Annotated in this window: 21 protein-coding genes; 4 read left to right on the top strand and 17 right to left on the bottom strand. The window is 39.3% G+C overall.

The genetic code is table 11. The features are described 5' to 3' along the window. Positions 1-98 precede the first annotated feature (98 nt). Positions 99-1,100 (top strand): hypothetical protein, encoded by a 1,002-nt coding sequence (locus AAV96_RS04705; protein ID WP_046738478.1) that lies wholly within the window; start codon positions 99-101, stop codon positions 1,098-1,100. 155 nt (positions 1,101-1,255) lie between these two features. On the opposite strand, the gene AAV96_RS04700 is transcribed toward AAV96_RS04705, so the two are convergent. The 3 genes from AAV96_RS04700 to rpmI form a co-directional block, all read right to left on the bottom strand. Beyond that, positions 1,256-1,813 carry an NADAR family protein gene (locus AAV96_RS04700; RefSeq protein ID WP_046738490.1) on the bottom strand — a complete coding sequence of 186 codons (558 nt, stop codon included), beginning with the start codon at positions 1,811-1,813 and terminating at the stop codon, positions 1,256-1,258. A gap of 92 nt (positions 1,814-1,905) precedes the next feature. Continuing rightward, positions 1,906-2,265, bottom strand: a complete 360-nt coding sequence (rplT, locus tag AAV96_RS04695; protein ID WP_004664213.1) for a 50S ribosomal protein L20 — start codon at positions 2,263-2,265, stop codon at positions 1,906-1,908. 11 nt (positions 2,266-2,276) lie between these two features. After that, complete coding sequence (rpmI, locus tag AAV96_RS04690; RefSeq protein ID WP_004637967.1) at positions 2,277-2,471, bottom strand: 50S ribosomal protein L35; 195 nt, start codon at positions 2,469-2,471, stop codon at positions 2,277-2,279. A 236-nt stretch (positions 2,472-2,707) separates the two neighbouring features. Between rpmI and AAV96_RS04685 the strand changes: the two genes are divergently transcribed. Continuing rightward, positions 2,708-3,961 (top strand): MFS transporter, encoded by a 1,254-nt coding sequence (locus tag AAV96_RS04685; RefSeq protein WP_046738477.1) that lies wholly within the window; start codon positions 2,708-2,710, stop codon positions 3,959-3,961. A 32-nt stretch (positions 3,962-3,993) separates the two neighbouring features. Here the strand turns inward: AAV96_RS04685 and AAV96_RS04680 are convergent, their stop codons facing one another. The 5 genes from AAV96_RS04680 to thrS all read right to left on the bottom strand — a co-directional run bounded on the left by AAV96_RS04680 (position 3,994) and on the right by thrS (position 8,148). Further along, positions 3,994-4,419, bottom strand: a complete 426-nt coding sequence (locus AAV96_RS04680; protein WP_046738476.1) for a YqaA family protein — start codon at positions 4,417-4,419, stop codon at positions 3,994-3,996. Positions 4,420-4,445: 26 nt separating this feature from the next. Further along, a complete protein-coding gene (locus tag AAV96_RS04675) occupies positions 4,446-5,063 on the bottom strand; it encodes a glutathione S-transferase N-terminal domain-containing protein (RefSeq protein WP_046738475.1) in 618 nt (205 codons plus the stop codon). Positions 5,064-5,190: 127 nt separating this feature from the next. After that, positions 5,191-5,511 carry a hypothetical protein gene (locus AAV96_RS04670; protein ID WP_005214578.1) on the bottom strand — a complete coding sequence of 107 codons (321 nt, stop codon included), beginning with the start codon at positions 5,509-5,511 and terminating at the stop codon, positions 5,191-5,193. Between the two features lie 157 nt (positions 5,512-5,668). Next, a complete protein-coding gene (gene infC / locus AAV96_RS17915) occupies positions 5,669-6,220 on the bottom strand; it encodes a translation initiation factor IF-3 (RefSeq protein WP_081399795.1) in 552 nt (183 codons plus the stop codon). A 5-nt stretch (positions 6,221-6,225) separates the two neighbouring features. After that, positions 6,226-8,148, bottom strand: coding sequence for a threonine--tRNA ligase (gene thrS / locus AAV96_RS04660; protein ID WP_046738474.1), 1,923 nt, complete (start codon positions 8,146-8,148; stop codon positions 6,226-6,228). 264 nt (positions 8,149-8,412) lie between these two features. Between thrS and AAV96_RS04655 the strand changes: the two genes are divergently transcribed. Further along, a complete protein-coding gene (locus tag AAV96_RS04655) occupies positions 8,413-10,056 on the top strand; it encodes an acyl-CoA synthetase (RefSeq protein ID WP_046738473.1) in 1,644 nt (547 codons plus the stop codon). 47 nt (positions 10,057-10,103) lie between these two features. Here AAV96_RS04655 and yjgA read toward each other — a convergent pair whose 3' ends face one another. From yjgA to mazG, 9 genes are all read right to left on the bottom strand, one after another. Further along, the gene (gene yjgA, locus AAV96_RS04650; protein ID WP_005164369.1) at positions 10,104-10,643 is read right to left on the bottom strand and encodes a ribosome biogenesis factor YjgA; all 540 of its coding nucleotides are present in this window, start codon (positions 10,641-10,643) and stop codon (positions 10,104-10,106) included. 2 nt (positions 10,644-10,645) lie between these two features. Continuing rightward, positions 10,646-10,915, bottom strand: coding sequence for an HPr family phosphocarrier protein (locus AAV96_RS04645; protein WP_004664196.1), 270 nt, complete (start codon positions 10,913-10,915; stop codon positions 10,646-10,648). Beyond that, positions 10,912-11,763, bottom strand: coding sequence for an RNase adapter RapZ (gene rapZ / locus AAV96_RS04640; protein WP_004664195.1), 852 nt, complete (start codon positions 11,761-11,763; stop codon positions 10,912-10,914). The genes AAV96_RS04645 and rapZ overlap by 4 nt, the downstream gene beginning before the upstream one ends. A gap of 23 nt (positions 11,764-11,786) precedes the next feature. Beyond that, positions 11,787-12,632 carry a pantoate--beta-alanine ligase gene (panC, locus tag AAV96_RS04635; RefSeq protein WP_004664192.1) on the bottom strand — a complete coding sequence of 282 codons (846 nt, stop codon included), beginning with the start codon at positions 12,630-12,632 and terminating at the stop codon, positions 11,787-11,789. 3 nt (positions 12,633-12,635) lie between these two features. After that, a complete protein-coding gene (panB, locus tag AAV96_RS04630; RefSeq protein ID WP_004664191.1) occupies positions 12,636-13,445 on the bottom strand; it encodes a 3-methyl-2-oxobutanoate hydroxymethyltransferase in 810 nt (269 codons plus the stop codon). A gap of 39 nt (positions 13,446-13,484) precedes the next feature. Next, positions 13,485-13,973: a 2-amino-4-hydroxy-6-hydroxymethyldihydropteridine diphosphokinase gene (gene folK, locus AAV96_RS04625; protein ID WP_046738472.1), complete on the bottom strand. Its 489-nt coding sequence runs from the start codon at positions 13,971-13,973 to the stop codon at positions 13,485-13,487. Beyond that, on the bottom strand, positions 13,970-15,424 hold the full coding sequence (pcnB, locus tag AAV96_RS04620; protein ID WP_046738471.1) for a polynucleotide adenylyltransferase PcnB: 1,455 nt from the start codon (positions 15,422-15,424) through the stop codon (positions 13,970-13,972). Before pcnB ends, folK begins: the two co-directional genes overlap by 4 nt. A 139-nt stretch (positions 15,425-15,563) precedes the next feature. Beyond that, positions 15,564-15,992 carry a ComEA family DNA-binding protein gene (locus AAV96_RS04615; RefSeq protein WP_046738470.1) on the bottom strand — a complete coding sequence of 143 codons (429 nt, stop codon included), beginning with the start codon at positions 15,990-15,992 and terminating at the stop codon, positions 15,564-15,566. Continuing rightward, positions 15,961-16,767 (bottom strand): nucleoside triphosphate pyrophosphohydrolase, encoded by an 807-nt coding sequence (gene mazG, locus AAV96_RS04610; protein WP_046738469.1) that lies wholly within the window; start codon positions 16,765-16,767, stop codon positions 15,961-15,963. The genes AAV96_RS04615 and mazG overlap by 32 nt, the downstream gene beginning before the upstream one ends. Positions 16,768-16,860: 93 nt before the next feature. On the opposite strand from mazG, the gene AAV96_RS04605 reads away from it, so the two are divergent. Next, complete coding sequence (locus tag AAV96_RS04605) at positions 16,861-17,634, top strand: SDR family oxidoreductase (protein WP_004664183.1); 774 nt, start codon at positions 16,861-16,863, stop codon at positions 17,632-17,634. The last annotated feature ends 126 nt before the right edge of the window (positions 17,635-17,760 follow it).

The raw sequence follows: 17,760 nt of genomic DNA, 5'->3' as shown, positions 1-17,760 counted from the left end.
CAAGATACCTAAGCAGATCAACTAAAATTTCCGAAAAATTACTCAACAATTGAATAAAATGTATAAGATACCGATATCGTCAATGAGAAAGAATAACGATGGCGCTTGATCAAATCTGGAAACAACAGCTTACACTAGTGACTTATGGCAATGAGTATTTAGCAGGAAATCTCAATTTTAGTCGTTGGATTGAACATCCGATTTTCAATCAAAATCGACTCATTTTTAGAGACTTACTGTCTCAACGCCTGTTGGCACAACATTTCCAGATTTGGCTTGAAGGCTTAAAAAAACAAGGTGTTAAAAAACTCAGCCTACATTTATCTAGCTTACTTAATGATGAGCAAAATCCAAATGCTAACGTAGAGCTGCTTCCCTTTGCGCATTTTATTGTGAGCCATCAAGGCAATAAAAAAACCGCATGGATCTGTGGACATGAACTGGCTGAATGGGATAACAGTGATCAAGCCTTTAATGTGCCGGCACCTCAACAAACAACACTCCGCCAAGAAATATTTTGGCGTTATGAGTTGAATGATAAATTCGCTAAAAAAATTGATGCTGACTTACAGAAGGTAAATTGGAATCAGGTTGCCATTTTCTTGGAGAAAGAACTGTTCGATAGTAAATATGCTGAACATTTTCCAGAGCCAGAACAACAAGATTTGCCTTTTTATGGTTATGAAGCTGATCTTATACATCTTTCTAGCAAACAATTAGCATTGATTCCAACAGATTATCCAGCGGATTGTGCACATCGATTATTACATCGCACACAAGCATTAACTGATTATTTAGAACAACAAAGAAAGCATCCTTATACGGCTACAGGTGAGTTAATTAGCCCTGAAGAACAGATTAATCTCCGTAATTTTTCACAAAAAACTGATGACTTATTTGCAAAGCTGATTGTAAAAACCGCAAATCACTACCAAACGGCTCAACTTACGGCAGAAGAACCTGAAATCATTGACCGAACCATGGAAATTCCACATCAGATTGATAAGTCCCACCATCATAAAGTAGGTGCGTCTGGCGTAATTAAATTGATTATATTAACCGTGATTATTTGTCTAGTTGCTTATTATTTTGGGCTATAACTCCCATCAAACGCTCAGTCATATTCATAGATGTTGATAAAATCAGATTCAGATGATAGCTCAAATTCTATCGTCATAACATCAGCATGTTTGAACAGACTTATATAAGGGCTATACAATAAATCTGAGTATAGCTTCTTCTCAAAGGCTCAATACTACTGAGCCAGAAATTGAGACCAAACCTGTATCAGAGCAAATCCAAGTAAGTTTAACCCCTGCCATTGATTCGGGTCTTGGATATGCTCGTGATCTTGTGCCATACCAATCCCCCAAATCTGATCGACAGGCGATGCTTCAACCAAAATACGACCATGCGTGGTAAGTAGAAAATCTCTTAGCTCAGGATGCTGTGAAAATTTAGCCAAATTTGCCTGCACTACGATCTCAAAACGCTTTTCCTGCCACAATTGCTCGTCATAATGCTGTACTTTTCGACCGAGCTGTTTTGCTTCGTTCGGATGTATGACCTTCAAAATCTGGTTAAATCTCTCATCATCGTTAAAGAGTTTTGCTTTTTGCGCCATCATATAATGTTCCGCCGTAAGATATTCAATACCCTCCTGTTTAAATGGCGATGGAAACCACTGGCTAAAACAACTTCTGTCTACATGATTGGTTTGCTTTGGGGTATGTCCCCAGAAATATAAATATTTAAATTGACGACCTTGTTGGACTTGCTGAATTAAATCATTTAAAAATTTTTCGTCTTGCATCATCTATCTCTGATTATTATCTATTATTGAAAATCCAATTCACTAAAAATAAAAAAGACCGCTAAAAAGCGGCCTTCTTTGAATCTCTAAGCTTATGCAGCTAATGCACCTTTAGCTTTTTCAGCTAAAGCAGCAAATGCAACTGCATCATGCATAGCGATGTCAGCTAATACGCGACGGTCGATGATCACTTGAGCTTTTTTCAAGCCATCGATCATACGGCTATAAGACAAACCGTTAAGACGAGCACCAGCATTGATACGCGCAATCCATAAAGCACGGAATTGACGTTTCTTTTGACGGCGGTCACGGTAAGCGTATTGACCAGCTTTGATTACCGCTTGGAACGCTACGCGGTAAACGCGTGAACGAGCACCATAGTAACCTTTAGCGCGAGCAAGAATTTTTTTGTGACGGCGATGAGCCACTACACCACGTTTTACACGAGCCATTTATAATCTCCTTAGATGTATGGGCACATAGCACGAACTGATGCAACGTCACTTACGTGAACCATTACACAACCGCGCAATTGACGGATACGCTTAGCAGATTTTTTGGTCAAAATGTGGCGCTTGAATGCTTGTTTGCGCTTGAAACCGTTTGCAGTCGCTTTAAAGCGTTTAGCTGCACCACGGCGAGTTTTTAACTTAGCCATAGTAACCTCTTTTGGGCACCTGTTCGGCTCGTTTGCACTATTGCAAATCGACCTGCAGGTAAGGAAGGCAGTATCATATAGCATCTGCCTTTAAAACAAAAGTAAAATGCTCATTTTTTAACAGCAACTACTTTATTTTTCTCAAACGTTATTTCCCATAATTAATTCTCAAATTATGAGAAACATCCACAAAATCAGCACCTATAATAGAATCAAATTATTAAATCTTTATTCTTATGAATATTCAGAATGACGCATTCGCCGCGTTACGGTATCGAGATTTCTCTATCGTGACCTTGAATCAATTTTGCTTAACACTGGCAATTTTAATTCAGGAAATTATTGTTGCTTATTCACTCTATCAAATCACTCGTGATCCCCTAACCTTAGGTTTTATTGGTCTGGCTGAAGCAATCCCATTTATCACGCTTTCTTTATGGGGTGGCTATTTTGCAGATAAACTGAATAAACAAAGCATTATGAAGGTTTGTTTATTCTTTTCCATTCCTTTACCTTTGGTTCTTTGGGGCTTATTCCATTTACATGGCTTAGAAAAAATTGGTATTAGCACACTTTCTTGGGGCATTTATGCTGTCATATTTGCCTTGGGTACTATTCGAGGTTTTTACAATCCATCAGCAACCTCACTCAAACCCTTTTTAATTCCACGCGAACTGTATGCAAATGGTGCCACTTGGACCACGATCGGTTGGCAAAGTGGTGTCATTATCGGGCCAATGTTGGGTGGCTTTATGTTGGCATTTCTGGGACGTGAAACAAGCCTTTTTGCAGTATCAGCATTATTGGCTATCTGCTTTATTTTGATTAATTGCTTACAGAAACGAACATTCCCAAAAATGGAAACTGAGAATGTCTTACAAAGCCTGACCGATGGTTTCCGCTTTATTTGGAAAACTAAAATCGTTTTATGGGCAATTTCATTAGATCTTGTTTCAGTATTATTTGGTGGTGTAATTGCATTATTGCCAATTTTTGCAGAAGAGATTTTAAAGGTTGGTCCTGAAGGTTTAGGCTATTTACGTGCAGCCCCTTCGATCGGTGCACTCATTACGATGATCGTACTCACCAAGTTCCCACCGATGCATCACGCTTGGCGGAATATGTTATTGGCTGTCGCTGGCTTTGGTATTTTTACCATTCTGTTCGCCTTTTCAAACAATATATGGCTATCACTATTTGCCTTAGCCATGACCGGTGCTTGTGACAGTGTTTCTGTCGTGGTTCGTCAAACTGTGCTACAAATTTTCCCGCCTGAAAATATGCGAGGTCGAGTGGCTGCGGTAAATGGAATGTTCGTTTCATCGAGTAATGAACTCGGGGCTTTTGAATCAGGTCTGGCAGCCAAATATCTCGGAACAATCACTGCGACCATATTTGGTGGTTGTATGACGCTTGCAGTTGTAACTTACTGTTGGTTTAAAACCAGCGATTTATTTAAAGTCGATATTACTAAAGGTACTGATCATTAAAGGTTTTAGGGAAAGTCAAACTTTCCCTTTTTTCAAACAACTCCAAGATATAACACATACAATGTTAAATAACGCCCACCTTTGGCGATGGTGACAATCAATAAAAATCGCCAAAAATTTTCTTTCATCAATCCCGCAATCAAGGTAATCGGATCACCAATCACAGGCGTCCAACTCAGTAGCAGGGAATAAAAACCATATTTATGATAAATCTGTTGTGCCTGCTCTAAACGCCGTCCAGAAACAGGAAACCATTTTTTATCTTTAAAATGTTCAATTTTCAGTCCTAACCACCAATTCACACATGAACCCAAGACATTTCCAATGGTTGCAATCAAGATCAGATAAAGAGGATTAGAAAGCCCTTGTATCAATAAGGTTATTAATACTGCTTCCGACTGTAAAGGTAATAACGTCGCAGCCCCAAAAGCAGATATGAACAACAACCAATAACTCATGAGGCAAACTTTAACACAGTAAAATATTAGACTTGGATCGATAAAGCTTTTTGTATCGCAGAACGCGCCGTTAAGCGATCAATATAGTCTTGCACATATGGATAATCTTCAAGTTGAATGCCTTGCCATTCATAACGCAATGCCCAAGGCAAGATTGCCATATCAGCAATTGAATACTCACCCGCCACGAACTTCTGACCAATCAATTGCTTATTTAAAACGGTGTAAAGGCGCTTAGTCTCATTGATATAACGATCAATTGCATAAGGAATACGTTCAGGTGCAAATTTATTAAAATGATGATTTTGCCCTAGCATTGGACCAAACCCACCCATTTGCCACATTAACCATTGCTCCACTTCAACTCGCTCTTGTTCATCCGTAGGATAGAATAATCCAGTCTTTCGACCTAAATATTGTAGGATCGCACCTGATTCAAATACAGAAATCGGTTCACCTCGTGGTCCATTTTGATCAACTATCGCTGGAATTTTATTATTAGGAGAGATTCTTAAGAAGTCTGGTTGGAACTGATCATTTTCTAAAATATTAATAGGAAAAATCTGATATTCGACTCCCATTTCCTCCAAGGCAATTGTTATTTTATGGCCGTTAGGTGTACCCCAATAATATAAGTCAATCATTATATTGTCCTATTCATGGTTATCTTGACTGTTGTTGCGTTATAGCACATTTCATAGTAAATGATCAGCAAACCAGCACGAAAAGAAACAATAAAACCGTGTTTTCAAAGGTAATCTTTTTAAATATCTAAATCCGATCAGCTAAGAATTGTTTTGCTTGTTCTCCTACAAATCTACGCCCCGCATTAGTTCCATTGATCCACTCATCGGCAGAGAATAGATCAAACATACCCACTTTAAATAAAGTTGGAACTGCTAAAATCAGCTCTTCCTCTACCGCACCTCGAACGCCTGCATTATAGAGATTAATATTATGCAACATGGTGGCAACTGTTCCTGTTTGCACCCGACTACCATCTTTGAGCTTTACCTGTGGCAATACTTCACCATTTTGCACCACTTTTTGATTAATTTCTGCGAGTTCTTTAGTTCCTATAATTGTAGTCATAAATGTTCCTATTCTTAAATTATGTAATTATCAATCAAACCTATCATATTTTATTTTAGATATTGTTGAGTGATATGGATAAATTTTAAGTAGATAAATATATTATTTTTTGACATAAAAAAACACCGCTTGTTGCGGTGCTTTTTCTAAAGAAAAATTACTTTTTCTTTTTCGGACCAAGTAACATGCCCATCTGACGACCTTCCATCTTCGGCGCTTGTTCAACTACGCCAAACTCAGCAACGTCAGCTTCAATTTTTTGCAATTGAGCCAAACCAAGCTGTTGATGTGCCATCTCACGACCACGGAAACGCAAGGTAATTTTTACCTTATTTCCTTCTTCAAGGAAACGTAAAATTGCACGCAATTTTACTTGGTAATCACCTACGTCCGTTGCAGGACGTAACTTGATTTCTTTCACTTGCACTTGATGCTGTTTTTTCTTCGCATCTTTTTGCTTTTGCTTTAAGTCAAATAAGTGCTTGTTGTAGTCCATGATTTTACAAACAGGCGGTTCTGCATTAGCAACAATCTCAACAAGGTCAAGATTAGCTTCTTCAGCAGCACGTAATGCTTCAGTTAATGAAACAACACCTTTTTGTTCTCCATCTGCAGCGACGAGGCGTACTTCTTTCGCACGGATCTCTTCGTTAATTGCAGGACGGTTACTTTTAGCACCTTGTTGCTGGTTACGGTCAGGCTGTTTAATCTTTATTACTCCACAATGTACCGGCCGCGTTCGGCAACGGCAGATTTCACTAGGTCAATAAATGCATCTACTGACATAGTACCTAAATTTTTTCCTGAGCGAGTACGCACATTAACAGTACCTTCTTCAACTTCTCGATCACCAAGAACTAGAAGGTAAGGAATACGCTCTAGGGTACGCTCACGAATCTTAAATCCGATCTTTTCATTTCTCAAGTCAGAAATAGCACGAAGACCATTTTCTTTGAGTTTTGCAACCACTTGTTCACATGCTTCTGCTTGTGAATCAGTAATATTCATAACACACGCTTGAATTGGTGTTAACCAAGGCGGCATAAAGCCCGCATAGTGTTCAATTAGTATACCAATAAAACGCTCAAAACTACCAAGAATTGCACGATGAAGCATGACTGGTTGATCACGATCGTTGTCTTCAGTGACATAAGACGCATCTAAGCGAATTGGTAAGTTGAAGTCACATTGAATCGTACCGCACTGCCATACACGGCCTAAGCAATCTTTCAATGAAAATTCAATTTTCGGACCATAGAATGCACCTTCACCAGGTTGCAAATCCCAAGCCAAGCCTGCGTTATCTAAAGCATCCGCCAAAGATTTTTCAGCCAAATCCCAAAGTGCATCATCACCGACACGTTTTTCAGGACGTGTAGACAATTTCATTTGTACTTCTTCAAAGCCAAAGTCTTTATAAACATCTAAAGTCAGCTTAATAAAGTCAGCAACTTCTTTACCAATTTGTTCTTTAGTACAGAAAATATGCGCATCATCTTGGGTAAATCCACGAACACGCATAATCCCGTGTAAAGAACCTGATGGCTCATTACGGTGACAAGAACCAAATTCAGCCAAACGAATTGGTAAATCACGGTAAGATTTCAAGCCTTGGTTAAACACTTGTACGTGACAAGGACAGTTCATTGGCTTAACAGCATAGTTACGACTCTCTGAATGAGTTGTAAACATGTTGTCTGCGTAGTTGGCTGCATGACCAGATTTTTCCCAAAGCGTAAAATCGACGATTTGCGGCGTTTTAATTTCTAGGTAGCCATTGTCTTGCTGAACTTTACGCATGTATTGCTCAAGCACTTGGTAGATTGTCCAACCATTTGGATGCCAGAACACCATACCCGGTGCTTCTTCTTGCATATGGAATAAATCTAAAGCCTTACCAATTTTACGATGGTCACGCTTTTCTGCTTCTTCGATACGTTTGATATATGCAGCTAACTGTTTTTTATCAGCCCAAGCCGTACCATAGATACGTTGAAGCTGTTCATTCTTCGCATCACCACGCCAGTAAGCACCAGAGATTTTTGTGAGCTTGAATGATTTTAAGAATTTAGTGTTTGGTACGTGCGGACCACGGCACATATCCAAATAATCTTGATGGTAGTACAAGCCCATTTGTGTTTCATTCGGCATGTCTGCGATCAAGCGCAATTTGTATTCTTCGCCACGTGCTGTGAATTCTGCAATCACCTCATCACGTGGTGTCATTTTTTTGATGACATCATAATCTTGGTCGATGAGCTTTTTCATACGCTCTTCAATCGCTGCCATATCATCTAAAGTAAAAGGACGTGGCATCCAGATGTCATAGTAGAAACCTTCTTCAATGACTGGACCAATTACCATTTTTGCTTCTGGAAACAGCTGCTTAACAGCGTGACCAACGAGATGTGCGCAAGAGTGACGAATAATTTCTACGCCTTCTTCATCTTTAGGCGTGATAATTTGCAAAGTTGCATCTTCGGTAATCAAGTCTGAAGCATCGACTAGACGATCATTGACACGACCTGCTACGGTATTTTTCGCAAGACCCGGACCAATGCTTGATGCAACGTCCATCACAGATACGGCTTGATCAAACTGTTTTTGATCGCCATTTGGCAAAGTGATAATTGGCATAATAAAATCCTTAAGGAGTGATGCCCTATACGAAGGAGCATATCACCGCGAGATTATGTATTGAGGCGAACCTCAAAAGATAAAAAACGGCGGATAAAAAAGTATTCAAGATTTTACACAGGTTTAGTTGAGGATGAAACCTTTGAATCATAAAAACCTAGATTGATTAGGCTTCATCTCCGACTAAAGCCTAAATGATTTAGACTGAATGACACACTATGTTGATATAGATATAAATGAAAAAAACACAAATGGAGCAAACACATGGTTAGTGCATATGATGAATTACCGAGAACCCCTGCAAATTTCGTTGCTTTATCGCCTTTACGTTATTTAGAACGTGCTGCTTATATTTATCCACACCAAGCCGCAATTATTCATGGGGAACGTCAAATCACATGGCAACAAAGCTATCAACGTTGCCGCCAGTTTGCACATCAGCTCACTCAGTTAGGAATTCAAAAGAATGATACCGTTTCGGTACTTTTGCCGAATGTACCTGCAATGATTGAGGCACATTTTGCTGTACCAATGGCAGGTGCAGTACTCAATACGCTGAATACTCGCCTCGATGCCAAAACCATTGCTTTTATGCTGGCTCATGCAGAATCAAAAGTTCTTTTGGTCGATCCAGAATTCAGATCACTTGCTGAAGACGCGTTAAAGCTGATCACTCAAGATATTATTGTGATTGATGTATTTGATCAGGAGTATGAAGGTGAGCAAATTGCACTTGGGCAATATGAATATGAATCGTGGTTGGCTGAAGGTAATCCTGAATTTGAATGGCTACTTCCACAAGATGAATGGGATGCGATTAGTCTGAATTACACTTCAGGCACCACAGGCAATCCAAAAGGTGTGGTTTATCACCATCGTGGTGCTTATCTCAATGCAGCCAGTAATATTTTGGCATGTGGCATGAAACCTCGTGCAGTTTATCTATGGACGCTACCATTATTTCACTGTAATGGGTGGTGTTTTGCATGGTCAATTGCAGCTAGTGGCGGCACCAATATTTGCTTACGTCGAGTTGATCCAGTTTTAATTTTTAAATATATCGCTGAACACAAAGTCGATTATTTCTGCGGTGCGCCAATTGTCTTATCGATGCTCATCAATACTCCAGCAGCACAAAAAACAGCTTTCAACCACCATGTTGAAGTCATGGTTGCTGGAGCTGCTCCGCCCGTTGCGATTATTGAAGGTATGCGCCATATTGGAATTAATGTTAATCATGTCTATGGTTTGACAGAAACATATGGTCCATCGGCATTATGTGCTTCGCAAGCAGGATGGAGTGACTTATCTATTCAAGAACAAGCACAGCTACACTCTCGTCAAGGTGTTCCTTATCCACTCCAAGACAGTATGCGAGTACTTGATCCTGAAACGATGCAACCCGTACCGAATGATGGGCAAACCATGGGCGAAATTATGTTCCGTGGTAATATCGTGATGAAAGGTTATCTCAAAAATCCACAAGCGACCGAAGAAGCTTTTAAAGGTGGCTGGTTTCATACAGGAGATCTAGCTGTTTGCCATCCTGATGGTTATGCCAAAATTACTGATCGCTCTAAAGATATTATCATTTCAGGTGGCGAAAATATTTCATCGCTCGAAGTCGAAGATGTACTTTACCGCCACCCTGCTGTACTCACCGCCGCAGTGGTCGCAAAACCTGATGAACGTTGGCAAGAAGTGCCTTGTGCATTTATTGAGTTGAAACAAGGTGCATCTGCTTCCGCAGAAGAGATTATTGCACATTGCCAAAAAGAACTGGCTCGCTTTAAAGTTCCTAAAGATGTGGTAATTACTGAGATTCCAAAAACATCGACAGGGAAATTACAGAAATTTATTTTAAGAGAATGGGCAAAAGAACGAGCAAGCATTTCGTTTGAAAATTAACCCCTAAAAACAAAAAAAAGAAGTTTCAACTGAAACTTCTTTTGGCTTTAACCTTGATCAGATAACAAGGCGACTTGCTGCACATAGTTCACAAATTTGAGCTTAGATGCGGCAAGTTCTTCTTCACTCACCTGCTGTTTGATATCTCGATGAATGCGTAAAACATGCTGACGCAAAGTATGGCGTTCAGAAGCATTAAACACTTTACTAAACTCATTAATGATTGGATCACCTTGATCAATCATTCGATCCACCCAACGCATCAATTGCATTTGTTTTTTAGCACCTTGTTGTGGTGTCAAATAAGATAAAATCGTGGTTTCATTTTCATTACGCAATAACTTACCAACACGTTGAAACTGACGACGACGTGCTTCAAATGAACTGATCTTCTGCACTTCAAGTAATGCATCAATCAAACGCTCATCGACAGGAAGCTTTTGAATTTGTTTTGGATTGAGTTGAGCCAATTGCTCACCTAAAGCAGCCATACGTTGCACAGCTTTTTTTTGCTCGGTTCTACTCGCACGTCCTTCTAATGACTCAAAATCTTCATCTGTATAACGTTGTTGGGTACCACGTGCCACTATTACTCTGCCTCATAAAATTTTGCTGCGAACAGCGTTTGAATTTCTTCCAGTGCTTTTTCTTCATCAGCACCATCAATCACCAATCTTAATGTTGTGCCTTTACCAGCACCCAACATCAACAATGACATAATATTTTTTGCATCAATCAATTTTTCACCCTTACCAATTTGTATCGAAGAGCTAAACTTGGTTGTGACTTCAATAAGTTTACCAGATGCACGTGCATGTAAACCGAGTTTATTAATTACATCAATTGTTGTGTCTATCATGACCAGTGCTTCATTTCTCTATGTAAGATTTGGACAGTCCATTTTGCCTTAAGGGCCTGTTTGAGTCTATCCACGATATAAACTGAACGATGTTGCCCACCTGTACATCCCACTGAAATGGTCATGTAATGTCGATGTCCTTCCGCAAAAGCTGGCAACCATTTTTCCAAGAAGTTATAAATATCGGTAAACATTTCATTGGTTTGTTGATTGCTTTCTAAAAAACGGCAGACTGGATCATCCAACCCAGAAAGACGACGCAACTCTAAATCCCAGTGCGGATTAGGTAAATGACGCACATCAAATACATAATCGGCATCAAGCGGAATGCCATGTTTATAGCCAAACGATTGTAGAATCACAATCAACTTATCAGACTGCCCCAATCGAGACAGCAAGATATGTTTGAGATCATGAACACTTTTACCCGTCGTATCAATATGCACCGTAGAGCGGAATTGTATCGGGATAAGCAACTGTTTTTCTTCCTGTATACATTGCAACAGGCTATTAAAACGATTTGCTAAAGGATGTGGTCTACGCGAAGAGCTAAACCGTGCAACTAAGTCTTGATCTTGCGTGGTTAAATAAATGATATCCACCGTACCATGTTTTTTTAATTGTTCAAAAACATGATCGAACTCTTGCATATCCGCACGAGTACTTCGAATATCCACACCTAATGCTAACTGCTCTAAATTATTTTCATGATCCAGTTTAGCTACAATTTCAGGCAATAATGCCAAAGGTAAATTATCTATACAATAATAGCCCAAATCTTCAAGCACCTGTAATGCAGATGATTTTCCTGAACCTGACTGTCCTGTAACGATAAGAATACGCTTCATCGCATATCGCCCTTTAATTTATTTTATGTTTTGAAATTAATTTGTAAATTATCAATCAAACGTGTTGAACCTAATTTAGCCGCAATAAATAAAACTAAATCACGATCAAACTCGTCAATTGGTTGCAAATTAGGTTGACGAGCCTCTACATAATCCACAACAAATCCAGCTCGTGTCAATTCCGTTGAGATATTTGCTAACACTTGTGAAAGTGATTGCCCCTCTCCCAATCCAACCTCAGCTTGTTTTAACAACTGATAAATTGTTGGCGCAATACTTCGTTGCTCTTCCGACAAATAACCATTGCGTGAACTTAAAGCCAAGCCATCTGCTGCTCGTACAATTGGTACACCGATGACTTCTAATGGAATATTTAAATCCTGCACCAACTGACGAATTACAGCCAATTGTTGATAATCTTTTTGCCCAAAAAAAGCATAATCAGGTTGTACAATATTGAATAGTTTAGTGACAACAACCGCCACGCCATCAAAATGACCTGGACGCGATTGACCACATAAATCATTGGTAATTTGACTAACACTAATATTGGTTAAACGAGGCTGCTTGCCATACATTTGGTCGACAGAAGGGGCAAAAATAATGTCACACCCTACATCTGCCAACAAACGACTATCTTGTTCTAAGGTACGTGGATAACTATCAAAATCTTCACCCGCACCAAACTGGATTGGGTTAACAAAAATACTCACCACCACGACATCACAGATTTTTTTTGCAGCGCGCACTAAAGTCAAATGACCTTCATGCAAGTTCCCCATAGTTGGAACAAAACCAATAAGTTTTTTTGCTGTTCTTGCTGGAGCTAATGATGCAGTTAAGCCTTGTATTGTTGTTTCTGTTTTCATGAGTTAGAGCTCAACTTGAAAAGTGTGTTCTTTAGCAGGAAATGATTGGTTTTGAACAGCTGCATGATACGATTTAAATGCATCTACAATTGCTGTTTCGCCCGCTTGTTCTTTCATGAAATTACGCACAAAACGCGCAACTCGACCAAAAGTCAAACCAAGCATGTCTTGTACAACCAAGACTTGTCCATCAGTTTCATTGCCTGCACCAATACCAATCACTGGAGTATTTGGGAATAATTCAGCAATTTCCTTGCCTAACTGAGCTGGAACACACTCTAATAATAATACCGCAGCACCTGCATCAACCACAGCTTGGCAATCCGCAATTAATTGATCTGCTGCTTCACGCGTTCGTGCTTGAAGTTTATAGCCACCAAATACGTGTACTGATTGTGGCGTTAAACCCAAATGCACGCAGACAGGAATACCATTACGTGTCAAAACTTGGACTAATTCACTTAACCAAGCACCACCTTCAATCTTGACCATCTGCGCGCCAACTTGCATTACTGCTTTCGCATTTTTCAAACCATCTTCAAGCGTTGCATAACTCATAAATGGTAGATCAGTCATAATTAAGGCGTGCGAATTACCACGACGTACAGCTGCTGTATGATAAGCCATATCTTCAACTGTCACAGGAAGTGTGGAATCTCTTCCTTGAATCGCCATTCCTAGAGAATCACCAATTAAAATTGTATCAATCTCAGCCAATTCCATCGCTTTAGCCATACTTGCATCGTAACAGGTAAGACATGAGAACTTACGTCCATCAGCTTTAAATTTTCTTAAGTCACTTAGACTAATCATGATGATATCCTCTGCAGGCATTTCCAGAACGAAACAATCTTACGCAGTTGCCCAAGATTGATCTGCGATTACAGTCAAGTTTGCTTGCTGCACTAGTTCTAAATCTTTTAATGAGTGCCCATTTAATTGTAAATGAGCATCTAAATCTAATAAGGGAAGGATCACAAAATCACGTTCTAAAATACCAATATGTGGTACGGTCAAACGTTCATTTTGAATCTGCTCTTGACCATAAATCAATAGATCTAAATCAAGCGTGCGCTCTCCCCATCGCCTTAAACGAATACGACCTGCTTCTTGCTCAAATTGTTGTAATTGGTCTAATAAGGCAAGTGCTTCAAGTGTCGTGTCCAATTGAACAACGGCATTTAGATAATTTGGCTGGTCCTGAGGACCCATCGGTGGACTTTGATAAAGCCTTGAAACTTTTAACGAACCTAAACTAGCCAACTTCACAACAGCTTCGCTAAGAATCTGTTGTGAATCACCTAAGTTACTGCCTAAACCGATATAGGTACGAATAGTCATTGCGTCGGTCCAAAAACCACTTGGCTCAGATCACGTTGTACACGCTTACGCTTAAGGATCGGATGATCTGCATTGATTTGTCCTGAAACGGCAGTCGCTTTTTCAATAAAACGGCTAGTTGATTCATCTGCTCTAACACGTTCTTTCTTGGCACGACGGCTTCTCGGCTCAGGGACATTCACCAAAGGCTCAATCTCAGTAGTCTTTGGCTCATCAACTTCAACTGTCTTACGACGCGTTTTACTACGTTGACGGTTGTACTGACGAATTGCGACTTCTTTCTGATCGATTGACATTTCTTGGTAAGCTTCCCACCAAATCCCCATGCCTTCGGTACTGCCATCACCTGATTTCTCACGTAACAATAAGAAGTCAAAGCCTGCACGGAAACGTGCATGTCCAGCTAAAGCTTCAATTTGCTGTGGTTTTGGATTGAGCAAACGGGTTTGCATTTCCCATACTTCACGAATAAAAGTTTCAGCAAAACGAGGAATAATGGTACGTGTGGCTTGACGTTTCAATACATCCAAACCGGCTTGGGCACGTGCTTCAGCAGGAACAACACCTTTATTTAAATAAAAATCGCAACGTTCTAAGAAAGGCTTCCACAACAATACTGCATAAAAAAATGCGGGATTAATGGTCTTACCAATTTGAATTCGTTGATCAGTATTTTTAGCTGCACGTTCAATGAAAGCTGTTAGATTTGGAGGAATTTCAGCAAATAATTGCTTCCAAACACCAAACTCAATCAGCATCGGCAAAACGCGTGCAAGATGTCCCATAGTAAATAATTTTTGAGACTCATCGTATAATCGATGAGGCGAAACGTCACGCAACAGTTGCGTCATTTCAACATCAAAAACATCAATAATCGATTGATCAATTTGGAAGTTGAGTTTCGCAGCAAAACGTAAAGCACGTAACATCCGAACAGGATCTTCTTCAAATCGCTGTGCAGGCTCACCTAGAAAACGCAAAGTACGCGTTTTAATATCATCAACTGCATGACAAAAATCTAACACGATCGCTTGGCGCGGTTGATAATACAAAGTATTAATTGAGAAATCTCGACGTGCAAAATCTTGCTCAATTGTTCCCCAATTATTATCTCGCAGGATCATACCAGAAGCACTGGTGACTGCTTTTTTGGGAGGAGCGCGGAAAGTTGCGACTTCAATCAGTTCGCGACCAGAATAAACATGTGCTAATTCGAAACGTCGACCAATAATTCGGCAACGTCGACCAAAAACTTCTTTCACTTGTGCTGGTGTTGCATTGGTGACAGCATCAAAATCCTTGGGATTAAGACCTAACATCATATCGCGAACACCGCCGCCCACAATATATGCCTCATAGCCCGCTTTCGTTAGGCTATCGATTACATCTAATATTGAAGAAGGGAGTTGGGCTGTGGACAAACCACATTTTGACGCACGCAAAGTTTGCAAAAGACACTGTCTCCTACGTCAGGACGTAAATAACAATTTGTCGCTAATCATAGCTCTAACACACTCAAAGGGCAATTTATTCTGTTGAAGTTTCAACAGATCAGTATCTTTTAATTGCAATATCATCTTTATTTTTATCCTATAATGCTAAGCGTGCTTTATTTTTCTCAAGCAATTTTGGACCAATTCCTTTTACATTGACCAACTCGTCCACCGTTTTAAAACCACCATTCTTTTGGCGATATTCAACAATTGCCTGAGCCTTTTTCTCACCAACGCCATTTAAAGTCTGTAACTGCTGTAAATTTGCTTGGTTCAAACTAATCTTATCTGCCTGAATATTGACAGAGGATGAAACTTGCTGAGAACTTTTTTGTGGCGTAGGTCTTGATAAATAATAATTATTGTTAGGCTGCTTCGCTAATTGCTGATCACGTGCTTGTTGTTGAGCTTTCCATTTTTCATAGGATTGATCAAATGGTTGTGCACTCACATAAACAAAGCAGCTTAAAAATATAAAAATAAACAGAATAAAGTTATGCTTGCTGCGTAGTTGCGGCAAATTCATTGGATTTCCCCTGAAGTTTTAAGTGTCGTTTTGCTTGCTCCCATAGTTCATCCATTTCTGCCAAACTCATTTCTTGCAAGTCTTTATTTTGTCTTTGTGCTTGTTGTTCAATATATGCAAATCGGCTTCTAAATTTATGAATCGTTGCCAATAATGCAGTCTCACTCGACACGCCAAGTTTACGTCCTACGTTAATTAAAGAAAATAGACAATCTCCAAACTCTTCTTGTATTTCATCAGTTTTTTGAGTATTTATTGCCTCTTGTAATTCCTCTAATTCCTCATTTAACTTCCCATAAGCATCTTCAACTGTTTCAAAATCAAAACCCAACTGCGCTGCTTTTTTTTGAATCTCATGTGCCTGTACCAATGCTGGCGCATGTTTCACTTCATCTAGTCGAGATTGAGCCTTACCTTGTTTTTCTTGTTGCTTAATTGTTTTCCATAATTCACTGACTTGTTCTGGATCTAAATTTTGATATTTTTCAGCTTGAAATACATGTGGATGACGACGAATTAATTTTTCACTAATCGCATCTACCACATCATGAAAGTTAAATGCACCTTGTTCACTATACATCTGAGATTGGAACACGACCTGCAATAACAAATCGCCTAACTCATTACGAATTTCATTTAGATCACCCTCTCGAATCGCAGCTTCTACCTCATAGGCTTCTTCGATCGCATAACGCGTCAAACTATTTGGTGTTTGTTGTTGATCCCATGGACACTTTTGTCTTAATTCGTGCATGATTTCTAATAACTTTTCCATGAGTTTCTCCAAATACACCAAATTGTTGCAGCCTGAACCTGCTTATGCGTAATATACGCCGATTAAAGAAATATGATAAAGCAAGGGAAAGTAATGCAACATAGCGTATTTATCAGTGGGGCCGCACAAGGAATTGGTGCTGAGATCGCACGTATGTTTTATCGACAAGGTTATAAAGTTGGTATATATGATATTAACGATGAACAAGCGCGACAATTAGCCGATGAACTTGGGGAAAATGCGAAAGCGGGCTATCTCGATGTAAGCAACTTTCGACAATGGCAAATCGCTTTACAAGACTTTAATAACTGGGCGGGTGAACTCAATATTTTAATTAATAACGCTGGCATTCTATATTCAGGTGCATTTGAAAACACCCCAATCCAATCTCATCATCGCACCATCGACATCAATGTAAAAGGTGTTTTTAATGGTTGCCATGTTGCCTTACCTCACCTACAAAAAGCCAGTTTTGCTCGTGTAATTAATCTTTCTTCAGCTTCAGCAATTTATGGACAAGCAGATTTAGCCTCATATTCAGCAAGTAAGTTTGCTGTTCGTGGTTTAACAGAAGCTTTAGACGTCGAGTGGCAGAAATATAATATTCGTGTGCTTGATGTAATGCCTTTATTTGTACAAACCAATATGGTGAAGAATATGGATGCGGGCAGTATTCAAAATATTGGCGTAGATTTAACCCCCGCTGATGTAGCAAAACAAGTATTACATCTAGCACAACAAAAAGATCATGCCTTGATTCCAACACACACTCCTATAGGAATTAAAACTAAATTGATGTATCAATTGTCGAGCATCAGCCCGCAATTTTTAAATCGATTGACCAATATTTTTTTATCAAAAAGATAATTTAAAAGATTCATTCAAATAATATTTGAATGAATCAAAATAAATATTATGTTTCAAAAACTTATACTAATAAAAAAATCTTTTACTTTATAAAATAAAAATATTTATTAAATATCATCTTAAATC

It is taken from the genome of Acinetobacter sp. AG1 (assembly GCF_001005525.1).
GTDB classification, from domain to species: Bacteria; Pseudomonadota; Gammaproteobacteria; order Pseudomonadales; family Moraxellaceae; genus Acinetobacter; species Acinetobacter modestus.
Note: the sequence above shows the minus strand (reverse complement) of the source record. Positions and strands in the feature narration are given on the sequence as shown.